The sequence below is a fragment of the Serratia sp. AKBS12 genome (assembly GCF_024793895.1).
In the GTDB taxonomy this organism is placed as follows: Bacteria; Pseudomonadota; Gammaproteobacteria; order Enterobacterales; family Enterobacteriaceae; genus Serratia_F.
On sequence record NZ_JANUSB010000017.1, the window covers coordinates 140,771 to 157,727 of the forward strand.

Consider the following 16,957-nt stretch of genomic DNA (forward strand, 5'->3'; position numbering starts at 1 on the left):
CGCGATCCGGATCACATTCTCAACCGGCCGCGATTACGTTCAAACAGCGACAAACCAATGCCTGGCACCTCCTGTAACTGGTCAATTTCGGTAAACGGCCCATGTTGTTCGCGGTAGCGCACGATTGCTTCGGCCTTTTTCAACCCAACGCCATTGAGCACGCTGGCCAGCTGTTCCGCATCCGCCTGATTGATGTTTACCGTCGCTTCAACCTCCGTGGGTGCCGCCGGCGCTTTTGCCGCAGAGGCCGTCGTAGCGGCTTTCTGGCTCGCAGCCGGTTTCTCCGCCGCCATCGCCGGCGCTAGCGTCAGCAGCAGCAAGGTGGTCGCCAACAGGTTTTTGATGCTGCGCCGATAACCTTGAACCAGACTGATTTCGTTTGATGTCATTGCTGTATCCTCCTTGTATTTGACAGCACGGCTACCTTGCGGCAGATACTCAGCGACAGCAATCGAGGGATGTGAAATATGGAAAAGGCCGCGAAAGCGGCCTTTGGTGATTACATCGAGTTGCAGAAAAATGCGCGGGTTATTGCGGCTGTTGCTCGGCCGCGCCCATTTTGATCTTGGCTTCCTTACGCAGATTCGCCAGCAGCGAATCGAAGGTTACGCCGATCGCGCTTTCCTGCATTTTGCCGGTAAAGGTTTTCATTTCATCAGCCGGCAGCGTACCTGGCTTCACCGCTTCCAGGGCAATCAGCACTACGTTGTCCTGGCGATCCTGTGACATACCGTACACCGGCTTGCCTTGCTGCGGGTGCGGCAGGGCAAATACGCTTTCGGTCAGTTGGCTGTCTTCCGGCGCACGCGCCATCTTCTGCACTGAACCAAAGCTCAGACCGGCCGCTTTCAGCGCGTCATCGCCCTTGCCCTGCTTCAGTTCGACCAGCAGTTTCTCGCCCTGCAGTTTGGCCTGTTGCACCGCCTTGTTGCGCTTAACCAGCTCGGCAACGTGATCCTTTACCTTGTCGAACGGTTCAACGCCTTCCGGCTTGTGACCCGAGACGCGAATAACAAAGGCGCGATCGCCCTCAACGTTGATCACATCCGAGTTGCTACCCGGGCTGCCGTTTTCGCCGATCAGGGAGCCGTCGAAGATCGCCTGTACTACCGGTTTGAAGTTCAGCTCAGCCGGCACGTTATCACGCGTAAACCAGGCGGTCTTCGCTGCTTTTACGCCTGCGGCCTCTTCTGCCGACGCCAGCGACTCGTTGTCATTGGTCGCGGCTTCACTGACTTTTTGCTGCAACGCATAATAGGCGTCTACCGCTTTCTCTTGCTTGACCTTGTCGGCGATGCTGTCACGCACTTCGCTCAACGGCTTGAGCTTTTCCGGCTCAACGTCATTGAGGCGTACGATCAAGTAGCCCACCGAGGATTTCACTACGCCGGAAAGCTGGCCTTTCTCGCTCAGTTTGGCTTCTTTCAGCTCGTCTGCAGTGGTGTCAGGTTCCAACCAGCCCAGCTCGCCGCCGTTGCGCTTGGAGATGATGTCGGTGGACTTCTCTTTTGCCAGCGTGGCAAAGTCGGCACCTTTGTTCAGTTCATCCAGCACCGCCTTGGCTTCGGCTTCGGTTTTCAGCTGGATGACGCTGTAGTTCTTGCGTTCCGGCTGGCCGTAGCTGCTTTTGTGCTGGTCATAATACGCGCTGATGTCCGCATCGTTTACCGTGATCTTGCTTTGCATCGCGGCGGCATCCATCGGGATATAACTGACCTCCACCTGCTCTGGCGCAATGAAGCTATTCTTGTGCTGGTTGTAATACTCCTTGAGCTCGTCATCGCTGACGGTCTGCTTGGCTTGCAGCGCATTCAAATCGATGGTTGCCAGGCGCACATCACGCTCTTGCAATACCAATGCGGCCATCGCCTCAGACTCGCTCGGCAGGACGAAGCCGGAGTTTCCGAACGCCTGAATCACCTGCTGGTTAAGCAGTTGCTGGCGCATCGACTGCGCATAGTTGTCGGGGCTGTAGCCCATGCGAGCGAGCAGATCGAGATACTTGGCATTATCGAACTGGCCATTAGTCTGGAAATAAGGGGCTTTGCGAATCGCATCCTTGACCTGATCGTCGCTGATGCTCAGGCCCAGTTTCTTCGCGTACTGGTCAAGCAACATGTTGTCGATCAGCTGTGACAGCGCCTGTTGGCGCAGCTGCTGCATATAACCTTCATTGCCGGCCAGCGCAGAGAATTGTTCGCCCAATTGCTGCTGCATGCGGCTACGTTCGCTCTGGAAGGCCTGCTCCAGCTGAGCGCGTTCGATCACCTGGCCATTTACTTTCGCTGCATAATCACCGGAACCGCCAATCAGGTAGTTACCCACCCCGGTCAATACAAATGACAAGATGATCAAGGCCAGGATTATTTTGAGCACGACGTTATTAGCTGCCGCGCGTAAATTGTCCATCATAGTGTGACAACGCTCCGCTGTGATGTATTCCCTTCATGCGTCGGACTGCTGGTGCGCCGGCTACTGCACATCATCTGGCCAGGTACTGTGGGTACCGGCCGAAAGTGCCTTGCCGCCTTCCTGCAACCCGGCGCAGCCGGGCATAGATTAAAAACCCTTGTGCAGGCGCGTTCCCTGCGACAAAAATAAAAAAAGCGCATCAAACGATGCGCCTTGTATCTTACCTTACCAACTCCGTTGCGTCAGGTGATTGTTTGACACAAAACCCATTGACGCTAACCGGTTAGACGCTGCAATCAGTTTACCGCGTCTTTCAGCGCTTTACCTGCACGGAAAGCCGGCACTTTGGCAGCAGCAATTTTAATTTCTTTACCGGTTTGTGGGTTACGGCCGGTGCGGGCAGAGCGCTCACGCACGGTGAAAGAACCGAAACCAACCAGAGCTACATCATCCCCTTCCTTCAAGGAGTCAGTTACGGATGCAATGATTGCATCTAAAGCACGTCCAGCTGCCGCTTTCGAAATATCAGCACCTGCGGCAATTTTGTCGATCAGTTGTGACTTATTCACTCTATCATCCCCTCTAGAATTCTATCGTCGCGCCGAAAAATCCCTACGGCGCGACAGCGCAGCTGTTATATCAAGCCCGTCGACCCTGTGCAAGTGTCCCGCAATGGGACAAAACTCAGACCAACAGTAGACTAACTTAGCGGCACAAAAAAATACTGGCAAGTCAGAAATGGCTTGCCAGTATAAGTTTTATCAATGGATTTTGCTGTACGTCACTATTTTACCGCGATCGGCTGCGCGCCGAAGGCCGGATTCTGCAACGCAATGTTCAAAACTTCATCGATTTTCTGTACCGGGTGAATCTCAAGATCGGCAATGACATTGTCAGGGATCTCTTCAAGATCGCGTTTGTTCTCATACGGAATCAACACGGTCTTGATACCGCCGCGATGGGCCGCCAGCAGTTTTTCCTTTAGACCACCGATTGGCAGTACCTGGCCCCGCAGCGTGATTTCGCCGGTCATCGCCACATCGGCGCGCACCGGATTACCGGTCAGGCAGGAAACCAGCGCGGTGCACATCGCAATACCGGCGCTTGGGCCATCCTTCGGCGTCGCACCTTCCGGTACGTGCACGTGGATGTCGCGTTTTTCGTAGAAATCCGCATTGATGCCCAGCTTGTCGGCGCGCGCGCGCACCACCGTCAACGCAGCCTGAATCGACTCTTGCATGACTTCACCCAACGAGCCGGTATAGGTCAGCTTGCCCTTGCCCGGTACGCAGGCGGTTTCAATCGTCAGTAAATCGCCGCCGACTTCCGTCCACGCCAGGCCGGTGACCTGACCGATGCGGTTTTCGGTATCCGCGCGACCATAATCCACGCGCTGAACGCCCAGATAGTCTTTCAGGTTGTCACCGTTGATCTCGATATGCTTGACTTTCTTGTCCATCAACAGCGTCTTCACCGCTTTACGGCACAGCTTGGAGATTTCACGCTCCAGGCTACGCACCCCGGCTTCGCGAGTGTAATAGCGGATAATGCCGATAATGGCGCTGTCATCAACCGTCAGCTCATTTTTCTTCAACGCGTTACGTTCGATCTGCTTCGGCAGCAGGTGCTGTTTGGCGATGTTCAGCTTCTCGTCTTCGGTATAACCGGACAGACGGATCACTTCCATACGGTCCAGCAACGGCGCCGGAATATTCATCGAGTTAGAGGTGGCGACAAACATCACGTCGGACAGATCGTAATCGACCTCCAGATAGTGGTCGTTGAACGCCACGTTCTGTTCCGGATCCAGCACCTCAAGCAGCGCCGAAGCCGGATCGCCGCGCATGTCGGAAGACATCTTGTCAATCTCGTCCAGCAGGAACAGCGGGTTTCTCACCCCGACCTTGGCCATTTTCTGGATCAGCTTGCCCGGCATCGAACCAATGTAGGTACGACGGTGACCACGGATTTCCGCTTCGTCACGCACGCCACCCAGCGCCATACGCACGTACTGACGACCGGTAGCGCGAGCGATGGATTGCCCCAACGAGGTTTTACCCACCCCCGGTGGCCCCACCAGGCACAGGATCGGCCCCTTGATTTTGCTGACGCGACTTTGTACCGCGAGATACTCAAGGATGCGATCCTTGACCCGCTCCAGGCCGTAATGATCGGTATCCAGCACTTCTTGCGCCTTGACCAGATCTTTCTTCACCTTGCTGCGCGCGTTCCACGGTACCTGCAGCATCCAGTCGATGTAACCGCGCACCACGGTCGCTTCCGCCGACATCGGCGACATCATTTTCAGCTTTTGCAGTTCTGCTTCGGTTTTCTCACGTGCTTCTTTCGGCATTTTCGCCGCGTCGATCTTGCGCTTCAGCGCTTCGTGCTCGTCCGGCGCGTCGTCCATCTCGCCCAGCTCTTTCTGAATGGCCTTCATCTGCTCATTCAGATAGTACTCGCGCTGGCTCTTTTCCATTTGTTTCTTGACGCGATTACGGATGCGTTTTTCGACCTGCAACAGATCGATTTCCGACTCCATCATCGCCATCAGGTATTCGAGGCGCTCAGTGATGTCGAACATTTCCAGCACCGATTGCTTGTCGCTGAGCTTCAGCGGCATGTGCGCGGCGATGGTGTCCGCCAGGCGCGCAGCGTCGTCGATGCTGTTCAGTGACGTCAGCACCTCCGGGGGAATTTTCTTGTTCAGTTTGATGTAGCCTTCAAACTGATTGATTGCCGTGCGTACCAGTACTTCCTGCTCACGCTCGTCAATCGCCGGCGACTCAAGGTATTCGGCCTGCGCGGCAAAATGCTCGCCGCTGTCGGACAAGGTGGTGATACGCGCGCGCTGCAAGCCTTCCACCAACACTTTTACCGTGCCGTCGGGCAGTTTCAGCATTTGCAGGATCGACGCTACGGTGCCGACCGAGAACAGATCGTTAATGCCAGGTTCATCCGTTGAGGCCTCTTTCTGTGCCACCAGCATGATCTTCTTATCGTGATCCATTGCGGCTTCGAGGCACCGAATCGATTTTTCCCGGCCAACAAATAACGGGATCACCATATGCGGATAAACCACCACGTCGCGCAACGGCAAGACGGGGATTTCAATGCGTTCGGAACGCTCAGGGTTCATAGAGCTCTCTCTTAGTTTAATTTCCGCCAGGATTTAGGGGATTCTCATGAGACGCAAGCATCAAACGTTTCATAAAATCTGGTTATTGAGTATATGGGGATGAATCTCTTACATTCAACGGCAAGAATGCAGGAAAAAGAAATGGGGGATAAAATCCCCCATTTTGTATTAACTTTCTGGTTTGACTGGCGAATTATTCACCGGATGCCTGGGCTTCCGGCTTGCCGTAAATCAACAGCGGTTTGGATTGGCCGGCAATTACCGATTCGTCGATCACCACTTTATCAACGCTGTCCATGGACGGCAGATCGTACATGGTGTCCAGCAGTGCGCCTTCAACAATCGAACGCAGCCCGCGAGCGCCGGTTTTACGCGCCATAGCTTTCTTGGCGATGGCGTTCAGCGCTTCGTCACGGAACTCCAGTTCGACGCCTTCCAGGTTGAACAACGCCTGATACTGCTTGGTAAGGGCGTTCTTCGGCTCTTTCAGGATCTGAATCAGCGCGTCTTCGCTCAGCTCGCTCAGGGTGGCAACCACCGGCAAACGGCCGATAAATTCCGGGATCAAACCAAACTTGATCAGATCTTCCGGCTCTGCCTGCAACAGCAGCTCGCCTTCGGTGGCTTTTTCTGCCTCGCCCTTCACGGTCGCGCCAAAGCCAATGCCGGAACCGGTGTTCACGCGCTGGCCAATTACTTTGTCCAACCCGGCGAATGCGCCGCCGCAAATAAACAGAATCTTGGAGGTATCAACCTGCAGGAATTCCTGTTGCGGATGCTTGCGGCCACCCTGCGGCGGAACTGCGGCGATGGTACCTTCGATCAGCTTCAGCAACGCCTGCTGCACGCCTTCGCCTGACACGTCACGAGTAATCGACGGATTGTCGGACTTGCGCGAAATCTTATCGATTTCATCAATGTAAACGATGCCGCGCTGCGCTTTCTGCACGTCATAATCACATTTCTGCAACAGTTTCTGGATAATATTTTCCACGTCCTCGCCCACATAACCGGCTTCGGTCAAGGTGGTGGCGTCGGCCATGGTAAATGGCACATCCAGGAAACGCGCCAGCGTTTCTGCCAGCAGCGTTTTGCCGCTACCGGTCGGGCCAATCAGCAGAATATTGCTCTTGCCCAACTCGATGCCATTGCTGGTATCGCCGTTGCGCAGGCGTTTGTAGTGGTTGTACACCGCAACCGCCAGCACTTTCTTCGCCTGCTCCTGGCCGATAACATAATCATCCAGGTGGTGGCGGATTTCGTGCGGCGTCGGCAGCGCACTGCGCTCACGATGCGGGGCAACTTCTTTAATCTCTTCGCGAATAATGTCGTTACACAGGTCAACACATTCATCGCAGATATACACTGACGGACCGGCAATCAGCTTACGCACTTCATGCTGGCTTTTGCCGCAGAAAGAGCAGTACAGCAGCTTTCCTGAACCGTCTTTGCGCTTATCTGTCATCAGTAAACCTCTTCTTTTGTCTTTGTCCCGCAGGAAAATCATGGCGGCAGTGCGCCCAAACTGATACCGGGAACGCCGATAATGCTGTACAAAGCGGGCTATCCCCGCTCTGTTTACTATAGTCTATCGGCTCGCACTTAACGCTCGCCGGCCGCGTGCTACTAGCTGCGGTGCGTCAGAATGCCGTCGACCAGACCGTATTCTACCGATTCTTCCGCGGTCATAAAGCGATCGCGCTCGGTATCGCGATCGATCTGCTCCAGTGACTGTCCGGTGTGCTGCGCCATCAGCTCGTTCATACGCGCCTTGACCTTCAGGATTTCCCGCGCGTGGATTTCGATATCCGTCGCTTGCCCCTGATAGCCGCCCAGTGGCTGGTGAATCATCACCCGCGAATTTGGCAGGCAGAAACGCTTGCCCTTGGTGCCGGCGGTAAGCAGGAATGACCCCATGGAGCACGCCTGGCCCATACAGATAGTGCTGACATCAGGCTTGATAAATTGCATGGTGTCGTAAATTGACATACCGGCAGTAATCACCCCGCCCGGCGAGTTAATGTACAGGAAAATGTCTTTTTCCGGGCTTTCCGCTTCGAGGAACAGCATCTGTGCCACGATCAGGTTGGCCATATGGTCTTCAACCTGGCCGGTCAGGAAAATGATGCGCTCTTTCAGCAGGCGGGAATAGATGTCGTAAGAACGCTCCCCGCGTGAGGTCTGCTCTACCACCATCGGCACCAGTGCCATGTGAGGTGCAAATTGATCTTGTTCGCCACTGTATGACATTACCGTCTCCTAATAGAAATTGCCTTGGCGCCATTGTTTGTCGATTCTACTTGAGAACAGCCACGCTGACTACGTTCAAGCATCCGACGCGCGCCACATGACCCTGACGGTCGTTATCATCCCGCGCTTCGGCAAACAGCCCTGGTTTATACCAGTTGGGGGGCAGCGGGCGAAATTTCAAGCCCGGTGCGCAACTTTCCGCGATCGCCATCTGCAGCTTTCGCACGCACAGGCACCATCATGCCAGCAATCAGCGCCGGCAACAGGATAAATATAGTGCAAATTGCCTCGCTTAACCTGAGATTAATCAGCCACGTGGCAAAAAGAAAAGCCCGTAACCGAAGTTACGGGCTTTTTCAGATATACCCGGGGTTCGGCACGCCGCCCCCCGGGATTCAGACATTACGCCTGTTGAGTCTGGTTCATCAGCTCGCTGAAGGTAGTGGCTTTCTCGGTCACCTTCGCTTTGGCCAGCAGCGTTTCAACCGCCTGCTCTTCCAGGGCAACGTTGCGCATGTTGTTCATCAGCTCTTTGTTTTTGCTGTAGAACTCAACCACTTCGCTTGGATCTTCGTACGCGGAAGCCATTTCTTCAATCAGCGCTTTAACGCGATCTTCGTCTGCCTTCAGTTCGTGCGTGCTGATCACTTCGCCCAGCAGCAAACCAACGACAACGCGACGCTTCGCCTGCTCTTCGAACAGCTCACGTGGCAGTTCCAGCGCCTGCTTCTCGTTGCCGCCAAAACGCTGTGCAGCCTGACGACGCAGCACGTCGATTTCGCCGTCGATCAGCGCAGCCGGTACGTCGATTTCATTGGCGCTCACCAGGCCGTCGATAGCCTGAGTCTTGATACGGTTACGCACCGCGCCTTTCAGCTCGCGCTCCATGTTTTTACGCACTTCGGCACGCAGACCTGCAACAGAACCATCAGCAACGCCGAAACGCTTGATGAATTCTTCGGTCAGTTCAGGCAGTTCACGCTCTTCGACTTTCTTCAGCACGATGGCGAACTTGGCTGCTTTCCCTTTCAGGTTTTCAGCGTGGTAATCTTCCGGGAAATTGACGTCGATGGTGAATTCTTCACCGGCTTTATGACCAACCAGACCTTCTTCGAAGCCCGGGATCATGCGGCCTTGGCCCATCGCCAGCACGAAGTCGGACGCTTTACCGCCTTCGAACTCTTCACCGTCGATAGAGCCGGTGAAGTCAACGGTCACGCGGTCTTCAGCTTCTACTGCGCGGTCGGTGTCTTTCCAGGTCGCCTGCTGCTTGCGCAGGGTGTCCAGCATGGTGTCGACATCGGCATCGTTAACTTCTACTACCGGTTTTTCAACTTCGATGCTTTCCAGGCCTTTCAGCTCAACTTCTGGATACACTTCGAACTCGACGGCGAAATTGAAGTCTTCGCCTTCTTTGTACTCGCCCGGCACGTAGTTTGGTGCACCGGCCGGGTTGATTTTTTCCTTGATGATCGCGTCAACGAAGTTGCGCTGCATCAGGTCGCCCAGCACGTCTTGACGAACAGAGGCGCCATAACGCTGCTCAACGATGTTCATTGGCACTTTGCCTTTACGGAAACCGTCAATACGCACGCTTTTCGCTGCATTGATCAGCTCTTTTTTTACTGCCTGCTTGATAGTATCGGCGGGTACAGTAATAGAGAGACGGCGCCCAAGGCCTTGAGTGGTTTCTACTGAAACTTGCATCTTGTTACCTCAAAAATATCACAGTGCTCGGTCAACCCCGTTCCAAGAACCAGGACGGCTGCATTACAGAACCGAGTTCCCTGATGCCGAGAGCGTCCCGAAACCATTCCGAAAAATAAGACGCGACATTATAGCGGCGCATGCGGAGCGAGTCGAGGAAAGCAAGACGATGCGTGCGCGTTAAAACTCACACTTTTACCGATTTCCGCTAAAAAATCGCCGTTGCCGACCTTTCTGCGTTGCATCTCGCATTGGCCGCGTCGTCGTCAAAAACAGAAACGGCCCGCAGGCCGTTTCAAAATTCGTCAGTAGTAATACCCTAGATCGAGGCTAAAGTTCCACTGATACCTGAGTTTTTACGCTTCAGGCCAAGGTCCCAGCCCCTCGACAGGGTGGCGAAGCAGGAACGGTGTCCTGCAGGCCCTCCCATTCCTTCTGGGTATAGGTATGCAGCGCCAGCGCATGCACGCCGCCGGCCAGCTCATCGGCCAATACGCCATATATGGAACGATGGCGGGTCAGAAAACGTTCGCCGAGAAAGCGATCGCTGACCATCACCACCTTGAAATGACTTTCAGAACCCGCCGGAACGTTATGACGATAGCTTTCATCAACCACTTCCAGATACGCGGGCTCGAACGCCGCCCTTAACTTTGCTTCTATTTGCTCGCGAATCATAGGATCTCCTTACAACACCGGCAGAGGACCTTGCCATCTAGTTCAATATTAGCCGGTTTTGCCCCTGTTAGAATATTCCTATCGTAAATTTCTGCACTTTGCGGTGAAAAAACGACCAACACTGGCCTTTGCTTGGGGTTTATCTGATTGAGAGCGGCAAAAAAGCGTGTTTTTATCACCGGTAGGTAAAAAATTGTCACTCGGGCGCGTTGAGCACTTCCCCCGGCCGGCGGCGATGCTATGATGTCGGCAATATATTGTTGGCTATCCCACTCAGATTATTACTCTTCCATCAAGAATGAGACAGTAACTATGTTAAAGAAACTTTGTCTTCCCTTCCTGGCCGCATTACTGCTGGCCGGTTGCGCTACCGGCAGCAATACCCTGAACGTCACGCCAAAGATTGTGCTGCCAACGCAGGATCCCACCTTGCAAGGCTTGACCATCAGTATCAACGGCGCCGACCAGCGTAAAGATCAGGCGCTGGCCAAAGTCAATCGCGACGGCCAGTTGGTCACCCTCACGCCATCACGCGACCTGCGCTTCCTGTTGCAAGAGGTACTGGAAAAACAAATGGGTGCGCGCGGTTACATGATCGGCCCGGACGGCGCAGTAGATCTGCAAATCATCGTCAACAACCTGTATGCCGACGTTTCCGAAGGCAACCTGCGTTATAACATCACCACCAAAGCCGACATCTCCATTATCGCAGTGGCGAAAAACGGCAACAAGCAGGTGAAGAACTACCGCTCAACCTATAATGTGCAGGGCGCGTTTACCGCGACCAATGACAAAATCACCAATGCGGTCAACACCGTGCTGGGCGACGTCATCGCCGATATGGCGCAGGACACCAGCGTCAACGACTTTATCAAGCAGAACGCGCGTTAATGCGTTAGTGCCCAGTATTGCCCGGGTAACCGGGCAGTACAGACAGGGATCTCATGTCAAAACAGTACCTTAATATCTTCACACAGCGTAACTCCGTCGTTCTGCTGCTCCTGGGGTTTGCGTCGGGTTTGCCGCTGGCCCTCACCTCGGGCACTCTGCAAGCCTGGATGACCGTCGAGAATATCGATCTTAAAACCATCGGCATTTTTTCGCTGGTGGGCCAGGCCTATGTATTCAAATTTCTCTGGTCGCCGTTTATGGACCGCTACACGCCACCATTCCTTGGCCGGCGGCGTGGCTGGCTGCTGATCAGCCAACTACTGCTGGTCGCGGCCATCGTGGCGATGGGCTTTATGAATCCGGCGCAGCACCTGTGGTGGCTGGCGGCGTTGGCGGTGCTGGTGGCGTTTTGCTCGGCGTCGCAGGACATCGTGTTTGATGCCTACAAGACTGATTTGCTGACGGCGGAGGAGCGAGGTGCCGGCGCAGCGATTTCGGTGCTGGGCTATCGGCTGGCAATGCTGGTTTCCGGTGGACTGGCACTGTGGCTGGCCGATCGCTATTTTGGCTGGCAATCGACCTACTGGCTGATGGCCGCTCTGATGCTGATCGGCATTGCCGCTACGCTATGGGCCCCGGAGCCAGATGACGGCATAGCCGCACCACGCACCCTCGAACAGGCGGTGGTCGCGCCGCTACGCGACTTTTTTGCGCGCAACAATGCCTGGCTGATCCTGCTGTTGATCGTGATGTACAAAATGGGTGACGCCTTTGCCGGTAGCCTCAGTACCACCTTTTTGATCCGTGGCGTCGGCTTTGATGCCGGTGAAGTCGGTCTGGTAAACAAAACCCTCGGGCTGTTCGCTACCATCGTTGGCGCACTGTTCGGCGGCGTGCTGATGCAGCGCCTCAGCCTGTTTCGTGCACTGATGCTGTTCGGCATGCTGCAGGCCGTTTCAAACCTCGGCTACTGGATCCTGGCGGTGACCGACAAGAATATCATCACCATGGGTAGCGCCATCTTCCTGGAAAACCTGTGCGGCGGCATGGGCACCGCGGCCTTCGTCGCGCTACTGATGACGCTGTGCAACAAATCGTTTTCCGCCACCCAGTTTGCGCTGCTGTCGGCGCTGTCCGCCGTCGGGCGCGTGTATGTCGGCCCTATCGCTGGCTGGTTTGTCGAAGCGCACGGCTGGCCATTGTTCTACCTGTTCTCCATTGCTGCGGCGCTGCCTGGGCTGATGCTGCTGGCGGTGTGTCGCCAAACGCTGGAATACACGCAAAAAACCGACCATTTCATGCCACGCAGCGAATTCCGCCAGGCCTATCGCTGGGCACTGCGCCTGCTGACCCTCGGTTGCTTACTGCTGGGCATCTGGCTGCTGCTGCTGATCGTCGATGCGCTCGGTTGGGGGGCGCTGACATTGCTGGCTGACAGCGTGTTACAGCTCGGCGCTGCGCTGAGCCTGCTGGGGATTGCCATGGGAAGCCTGCTGGATTATCTGGCACTGCGCCGCACGCAACTGGCCTGACACGACGGCCGGTGTATCCGCCGGCCGTCAAAAAAAGCATAAGCAGGATGAATTAATTTTTCCAAAAAAATATAATTGCAGCGCAAATAATTTTTTTATCCGACTAATTCACTCGGAAATAAAATTAAATTCACCTTTGCGACACATTTATTTTACATTAAATAAACCTTTCCCTGTCATTTAAAAAAAACCGTTTTTGGTCGTTAAAACAGCTTACCTTTATTTTTCCTTAACATAGAGGTCACTCGTCACGATTCAGCGTGCCAACGCGTTGTTGCCATTGGTAAATTGTCACGCAACGTTACATCTGTGACCCCTGTAACAGAAAGTGTCAACAAGCTACTGACACAACCCTAAGCATGTTTACAGTACTGCAACCTTCCCGTAAAATGCCCGCACACATGAAACGACAATAGAGCCTTTGTAATTGAGGTCGTTAGATGAGACTTAAGAAATACAATAAAAGTATTGGGATGCTGTCATTAATTGCATCCACTGTAATGCTCAGTGGTTGCGATATGGTTCTGATGAATCCCAAAGGAGCAATAGGTGTTGAGCAACGGACACTGATACTTACCGCAATCGCATTGATGCTGATCGTGGTAATACCAGTTATCATCATGGCGTTCGCCTTTGCCTGGAAGTACCGTGCTTCCAACAAAGACGCCAAGTACAGTCCTAACTGGTCACACTCCAACAAGATCGAAGCGGTCGTCTGGACCATTCCTATCATTATCATCGCCATCCTTGGCACCATTACCTGGAAAACCACCCACGAACTGGACCCATTCAAGCCGATTGTCACCGACAAGAAGCCAATGACCATTGAAGTGGTGTCGCTGGACTGGAAATGGTTGTTCATCTACCCGGAGCAGGGCATCGCAACGGTAAATGAACTGGCCTTCCCGAAGGATGTTCCAGTCGAATTCAAGATCACCTCTAACTCGGTAATGAACTCGTTCTTTATTCCTCAGTTAGGTGGGCAGATTTATGCGATGGCCGGCATGCAGACCAAACTGCATCTGATTGGCAACGAAGCGGGCAAATACGACGGTATTTCCAGCAGCTTCAGCGGTCGCGGGTTCTCCGGAATGAAGTTCACCGCCATTGTCACACCGACCGAAGGCGACTTCGACCAGTGGGTGGCCAAGGTGAAGGAATCCTCCAAGAATCTTAATACCACCGACGACTTTAACAAACTGGCTGAGCCGAGTGAAAACAACCCGGTTGAGTACTTCTCCAGTGTCAAACCGAATTTGTTCAAGGAAACAATTGGCAAATTCATGGGTGATATGCACACGCACAAGAGCGCAGTGACTACTGCACACGAAGGCATGGACATGAACCAGGGTATGGACATGGGCGAACATGCTCACGCCGGAGCCGAGGAATAATCTGATGTTGGGAAAATTAACGCTTGATGCGGTTCCGTACCATGAACCGATCATCATGGTCACCGTTGCTGCAATTATCGTTGGAGGCCTGGCACTGCTGGCGCTGATAACATATTTGGGCAAATGGAAATGGTTGTGGAGCGAATGGCTGACCTCCGTTGACCATAAAAAAATTGGTATCATGTACATTATCGTGGCGATGGTCATGCTGTTGCGCGGTTTTGCCGATGCCATCATGATGCGTAGCCAGCAGGCGCTTGCGTCTGCCGGCGAGGCCGGATTCCTGCCGCCGCACCACTATGACCAGATCTTCACCGCTCACGGTGTGATCATGATCTTCTTCATGGCGATGCCTTTCGTGGTCGGCCTGATGAACGTAGTGGTTCCGCTGCAAATCGGTGCACGCGACGTTGCCTTCCCGTTCCTGAACTCCCTGAGCTTCTGGTTCTTCGTGGTCGGCGTCGTCCTGATCAACATCTCCCTGGGGGTTGGTGAGTTCGCCCAGACCGGCTGGCTGGCGTATCCGCCGCTGTCGGGCAAGGAATACAGTCCTGGCGTCGGGGTCGATTACTGGATCTGGAGTCTGCAGATATCCGGTCTGGGTACCTTGCTGACCGGTGTGAACTTCTTCGCTACCATTCTGAAGATGCGTGCTCCTGGCATGCCACTGATGAAAATGCCGGTGTTCACCTGGGCTGCGCTGTGTACCAACGTACTGATCATCGTTTCATTCCCGATTCTGACCGTCACCATTGCGTTGCTGACCCTGGATCGCTATCTGGGCACCCATTTCTTTACCAATGATATGGGCGGCAACATGATGATGTACATCAACCTGATTTGGGCCTGGGGTCACCCGGAAGTGTACATCCTGGTTCTGCCGGTGTTCGGTGTGTTCTCCGAAGTTACCGCGACCTTCTCGAAGAAGCGCCTGTTCGGCTACACCTCTCTGGTGTGGGCAACCATCGCGATTACCGTACTGTCGTTCATCGTATGGCTGCACCACTTCTTCACCATGGGGTCCGGCGCGAACGTCAACGCCTTCTTCGGTATTGCCACCATGATCATTTCCATCCCGACCGGGGTGAAAATCTTCAACTGGCTGTTCACCATGTATCAGGGTCGCATCCAGCTCAACTCGGCAATGCTGTGGACTATCGGTTTCATCATCACCTTCTCCGTCGGTGGGATGACCGGGGTACTGCTGGCCGTTCCGGGTGCCAACTTCGTGCTGCACAACAGCCTGTTCCTGATCGCGCACTTCCATAACGTGATTATCGGCGGTGTGGTGTTCGGTTGCTTTGCTGGCCTGACCTACTGGTTCCCGAAATCCTTCGGCTTCACGCTGAACGAAAAATGGGGTATCCGCGCGTTCTGGTTCTGGATCATCGGCTTCTTCGTTGCCTTTATGCCGCTGTATGCACTGGGCTTTATGGGCATGACCCGTCGTATCAGCCAGAATATCAACCCTGAGTTCCACCCGCTGTTGCTGGTTGCAGCTGGCGGTGCAGCACTGGTTGCCTGCGGTATCCTGTGTCAGTTGATTCAGATCTTCGTCAGCGTTCGTGACCGCGATCAGAACCGTGACCTGACCGGTGACCCATGGGGCGCTCGTACGCTGGAGTGGTCAACGTCCTCTCCACCGCCGTTCTATAACTTCGCTGTAGTACCGGAAATTCATGACCGTGATGCCTTCTGGGACATGAAAGAAAAAGGCGAAGCTTATAAGAAACCGGCGAAATACGAACCGATCCATATGCCTAAGAATACCGGCGCCGGCGTTATCATCGCCTTCTTCAGCCTGATATTCGGTTTCGCAATGATCTGGGAAATTTGGTGGATGGCGCTGGCCGGCTTCATCGGCATGATCGTAGTCTGGATTGCCAAGAGCTTCGACCAAGATGTTGATTACTATGTGCAGGTTGACGAAATCGAGCACATTGAAAACCAACACTATGAACAAATCAGCAAAGCAGGCGTGAAACATGTCAACTGATACTCTGACTAACCATAACGCAGCCCATGCAGAGCATGGGCACCACGATGCAGGAGAAACCAAAGTCTTCGGATTTTGGATCTACCTGATGAGCGACTGTATTTTGTTTGCGAGCTTGTTCGCGACTTATGCAGTCCTGGTGAACGGGACCGCTGGCGGTCCCTCTGGCAAAGACATCTTCGATCTGAAGTTTGTTCTGGTTGAAACTTTCCTGCTGCTGTTCAGCTCCATTACCTATGGTATGGCGATGATCGGCATGAACAAAGGGAAAGTGGGCAGCGTCAATACCTGGCTGTTCCTGACCTTCCTGTTCGGTCTCGGCTTCGTGGCAATGGAAATCTATGAATTCCATCACCTGATCGCCGAAGGCTTTGGCCCGGATCACAGTGCATTCCTGTCCAGCTTCTTTGCGCTGGTCGGTACTCACGGTCTGCACGTGTCTGCCGGTCTGGTCTGGATCATCATCATGATGATTCAGGTGAGCAAGCGTGGCCTGACGTCAACCAACAAGACTCGCCTGATGTGCCTGAGCCTGTTCTGGCACTTCCTGGACGTGGTCTGGATCTGCGTATTTACCGTTGTTTACCTGCTGGGGGTTATGTAATGAGCCATTCATCCCATGAAACCTCTCACGGCGGCGCAAGCCACAGCAGCGTTAAGTCTTATGTGATCGGCTTTATTCTGTCGGTCATCCTGACGGTAATTCCATTCTCGATGGTCATGAGCGGCACCGCTTCTCATGCAACCATCCTGGCGGTCGTGGTCGGCATGGCGGTTATCCAGGTGATTGTTCACCTGGTGTACTTCCTGCACATGAATACCTCATCGGAAGAGCGCTGGAACCTGGTGGCATTGCTGTTCACCGCTATGATCATCGGTATCGTTGTTGTGGGTTCACTCTGGATTATGTACAACCTCAACATCAATATGATGGTCAGTTAAGAGCCGAGCTGCACGT

At 54.0% G+C, this 16,957-nt stretch carries 14 protein-coding genes; 6 read left to right on the plus strand and 8 right to left on the minus strand.

The window, feature by feature from the left end:
• Positions 1 to 11: 11 nt before the first annotated feature.
• The 8 genes from NYE85_RS21800 to bolA form a co-directional block, all read right to left on the minus strand.
• Entirely contained in the window at positions 12 to 389 is a 378-nt protein-coding gene (locus tag NYE85_RS21800) for a ComEA family DNA-binding protein (RefSeq protein WP_259006793.1), read from the minus strand.
• A gap of 139 nt (positions 390 to 528) precedes the next feature.
• Positions 529 to 2,412: a peptidylprolyl isomerase gene (ppiD, locus tag NYE85_RS21805; RefSeq protein ID WP_259006794.1), complete on the minus strand. Its 1,884-nt coding sequence runs from the start codon at positions 2,410 to 2,412 to the stop codon at positions 529 to 531.
• 296 nt (positions 2,413 to 2,708) lie between these two features.
• Entirely contained in the window at positions 2,709 to 2,981 is a 273-nt protein-coding gene (hupB, locus tag NYE85_RS21810; protein ID WP_004954599.1) for a nucleoid-associated protein HU-beta, read from the minus strand.
• Between the two features lie 215 nt (positions 2,982 to 3,196).
• Entirely contained in the window at positions 3,197 to 5,551 is a 2,355-nt protein-coding gene (gene lon / locus NYE85_RS21815) for an endopeptidase La (protein WP_259006795.1), read from the minus strand.
• Positions 5,552 to 5,744: 193 nt separating this feature from the next.
• Positions 5,745 to 7,016 carry an ATP-dependent protease ATP-binding subunit ClpX gene (clpX, locus tag NYE85_RS21820; protein ID WP_039991048.1) on the minus strand — a complete coding sequence of 424 codons (1,272 nt, stop codon included), beginning with the start codon at positions 7,014 to 7,016 and terminating at the stop codon, positions 5,745 to 5,747.
• A 161-nt stretch (positions 7,017 to 7,177) separates the two neighbouring features.
• A complete protein-coding gene (gene clpP, locus NYE85_RS21825; protein WP_004954607.1) occupies positions 7,178 to 7,801 on the minus strand; it encodes an ATP-dependent Clp endopeptidase proteolytic subunit ClpP in 624 nt (207 codons plus the stop codon).
• Between the two features lie 402 nt (positions 7,802 to 8,203).
• Positions 8,204 to 9,508: a trigger factor gene (tig, locus tag NYE85_RS21830; protein WP_259006796.1), complete on the minus strand. Its 1,305-nt coding sequence runs from the start codon at positions 9,506 to 9,508 to the stop codon at positions 8,204 to 8,206.
• 363 nt (positions 9,509 to 9,871) lie between these two features.
• Positions 9,872 to 10,186 carry a transcriptional regulator BolA gene (bolA, locus tag NYE85_RS21835; RefSeq protein ID WP_259006797.1) on the minus strand — a complete coding sequence of 105 codons (315 nt, stop codon included), beginning with the start codon at positions 10,184 to 10,186 and terminating at the stop codon, positions 9,872 to 9,874.
• A 312-nt stretch (positions 10,187 to 10,498) separates the two neighbouring features.
• Between bolA and NYE85_RS21840 the strand changes: the two genes are divergently transcribed.
• The 6 genes from NYE85_RS21840 (at position 10,499) to NYE85_RS21865 (ending at position 16,941) form a co-directional block, all read left to right on the plus strand.
• A complete protein-coding gene (locus NYE85_RS21840; RefSeq protein WP_259006798.1) occupies positions 10,499 to 11,077 on the plus strand; it encodes a lipoprotein in 579 nt (192 codons plus the stop codon).
• Between the two features lie 53 nt (positions 11,078 to 11,130).
• Positions 11,131 to 12,609, plus strand: a complete 1,479-nt coding sequence (gene ampG, locus NYE85_RS21845; RefSeq protein WP_259006799.1) for a muropeptide MFS transporter AmpG — start codon at positions 11,131 to 11,133, stop codon at positions 12,607 to 12,609.
• A gap of 440 nt (positions 12,610 to 13,049) precedes the next feature.
• Positions 13,050 to 14,003, plus strand: coding sequence for a cytochrome o ubiquinol oxidase subunit II (gene cyoA, locus NYE85_RS21850; protein ID WP_259006800.1), 954 nt, complete (start codon positions 13,050 to 13,052; stop codon positions 14,001 to 14,003).
• A 4-nt stretch (positions 14,004 to 14,007) separates the two neighbouring features.
• On the plus strand, positions 14,008 to 15,999 hold the full coding sequence (cyoB, locus tag NYE85_RS21855; protein ID WP_259006801.1) for a cytochrome o ubiquinol oxidase subunit I: 1,992 nt from the start codon (positions 14,008 to 14,010) through the stop codon (positions 15,997 to 15,999).
• On the plus strand, positions 15,989 to 16,603 hold the full coding sequence (locus NYE85_RS21860; protein ID WP_015671185.1) for a cytochrome o ubiquinol oxidase subunit III: 615 nt from the start codon (positions 15,989 to 15,991) through the stop codon (positions 16,601 to 16,603). Before cyoB ends, NYE85_RS21860 begins: the two co-directional genes overlap by 11 nt.
• Positions 16,603 to 16,941 carry a cytochrome o ubiquinol oxidase subunit IV gene (locus NYE85_RS21865; RefSeq protein ID WP_004954632.1) on the plus strand — a complete coding sequence of 113 codons (339 nt, stop codon included), beginning with the start codon at positions 16,603 to 16,605 and terminating at the stop codon, positions 16,939 to 16,941. The genes NYE85_RS21860 and NYE85_RS21865 overlap by 1 nt, the downstream gene beginning before the upstream one ends.
• Positions 16,942 to 16,957 lie beyond the last annotated feature (16 nt).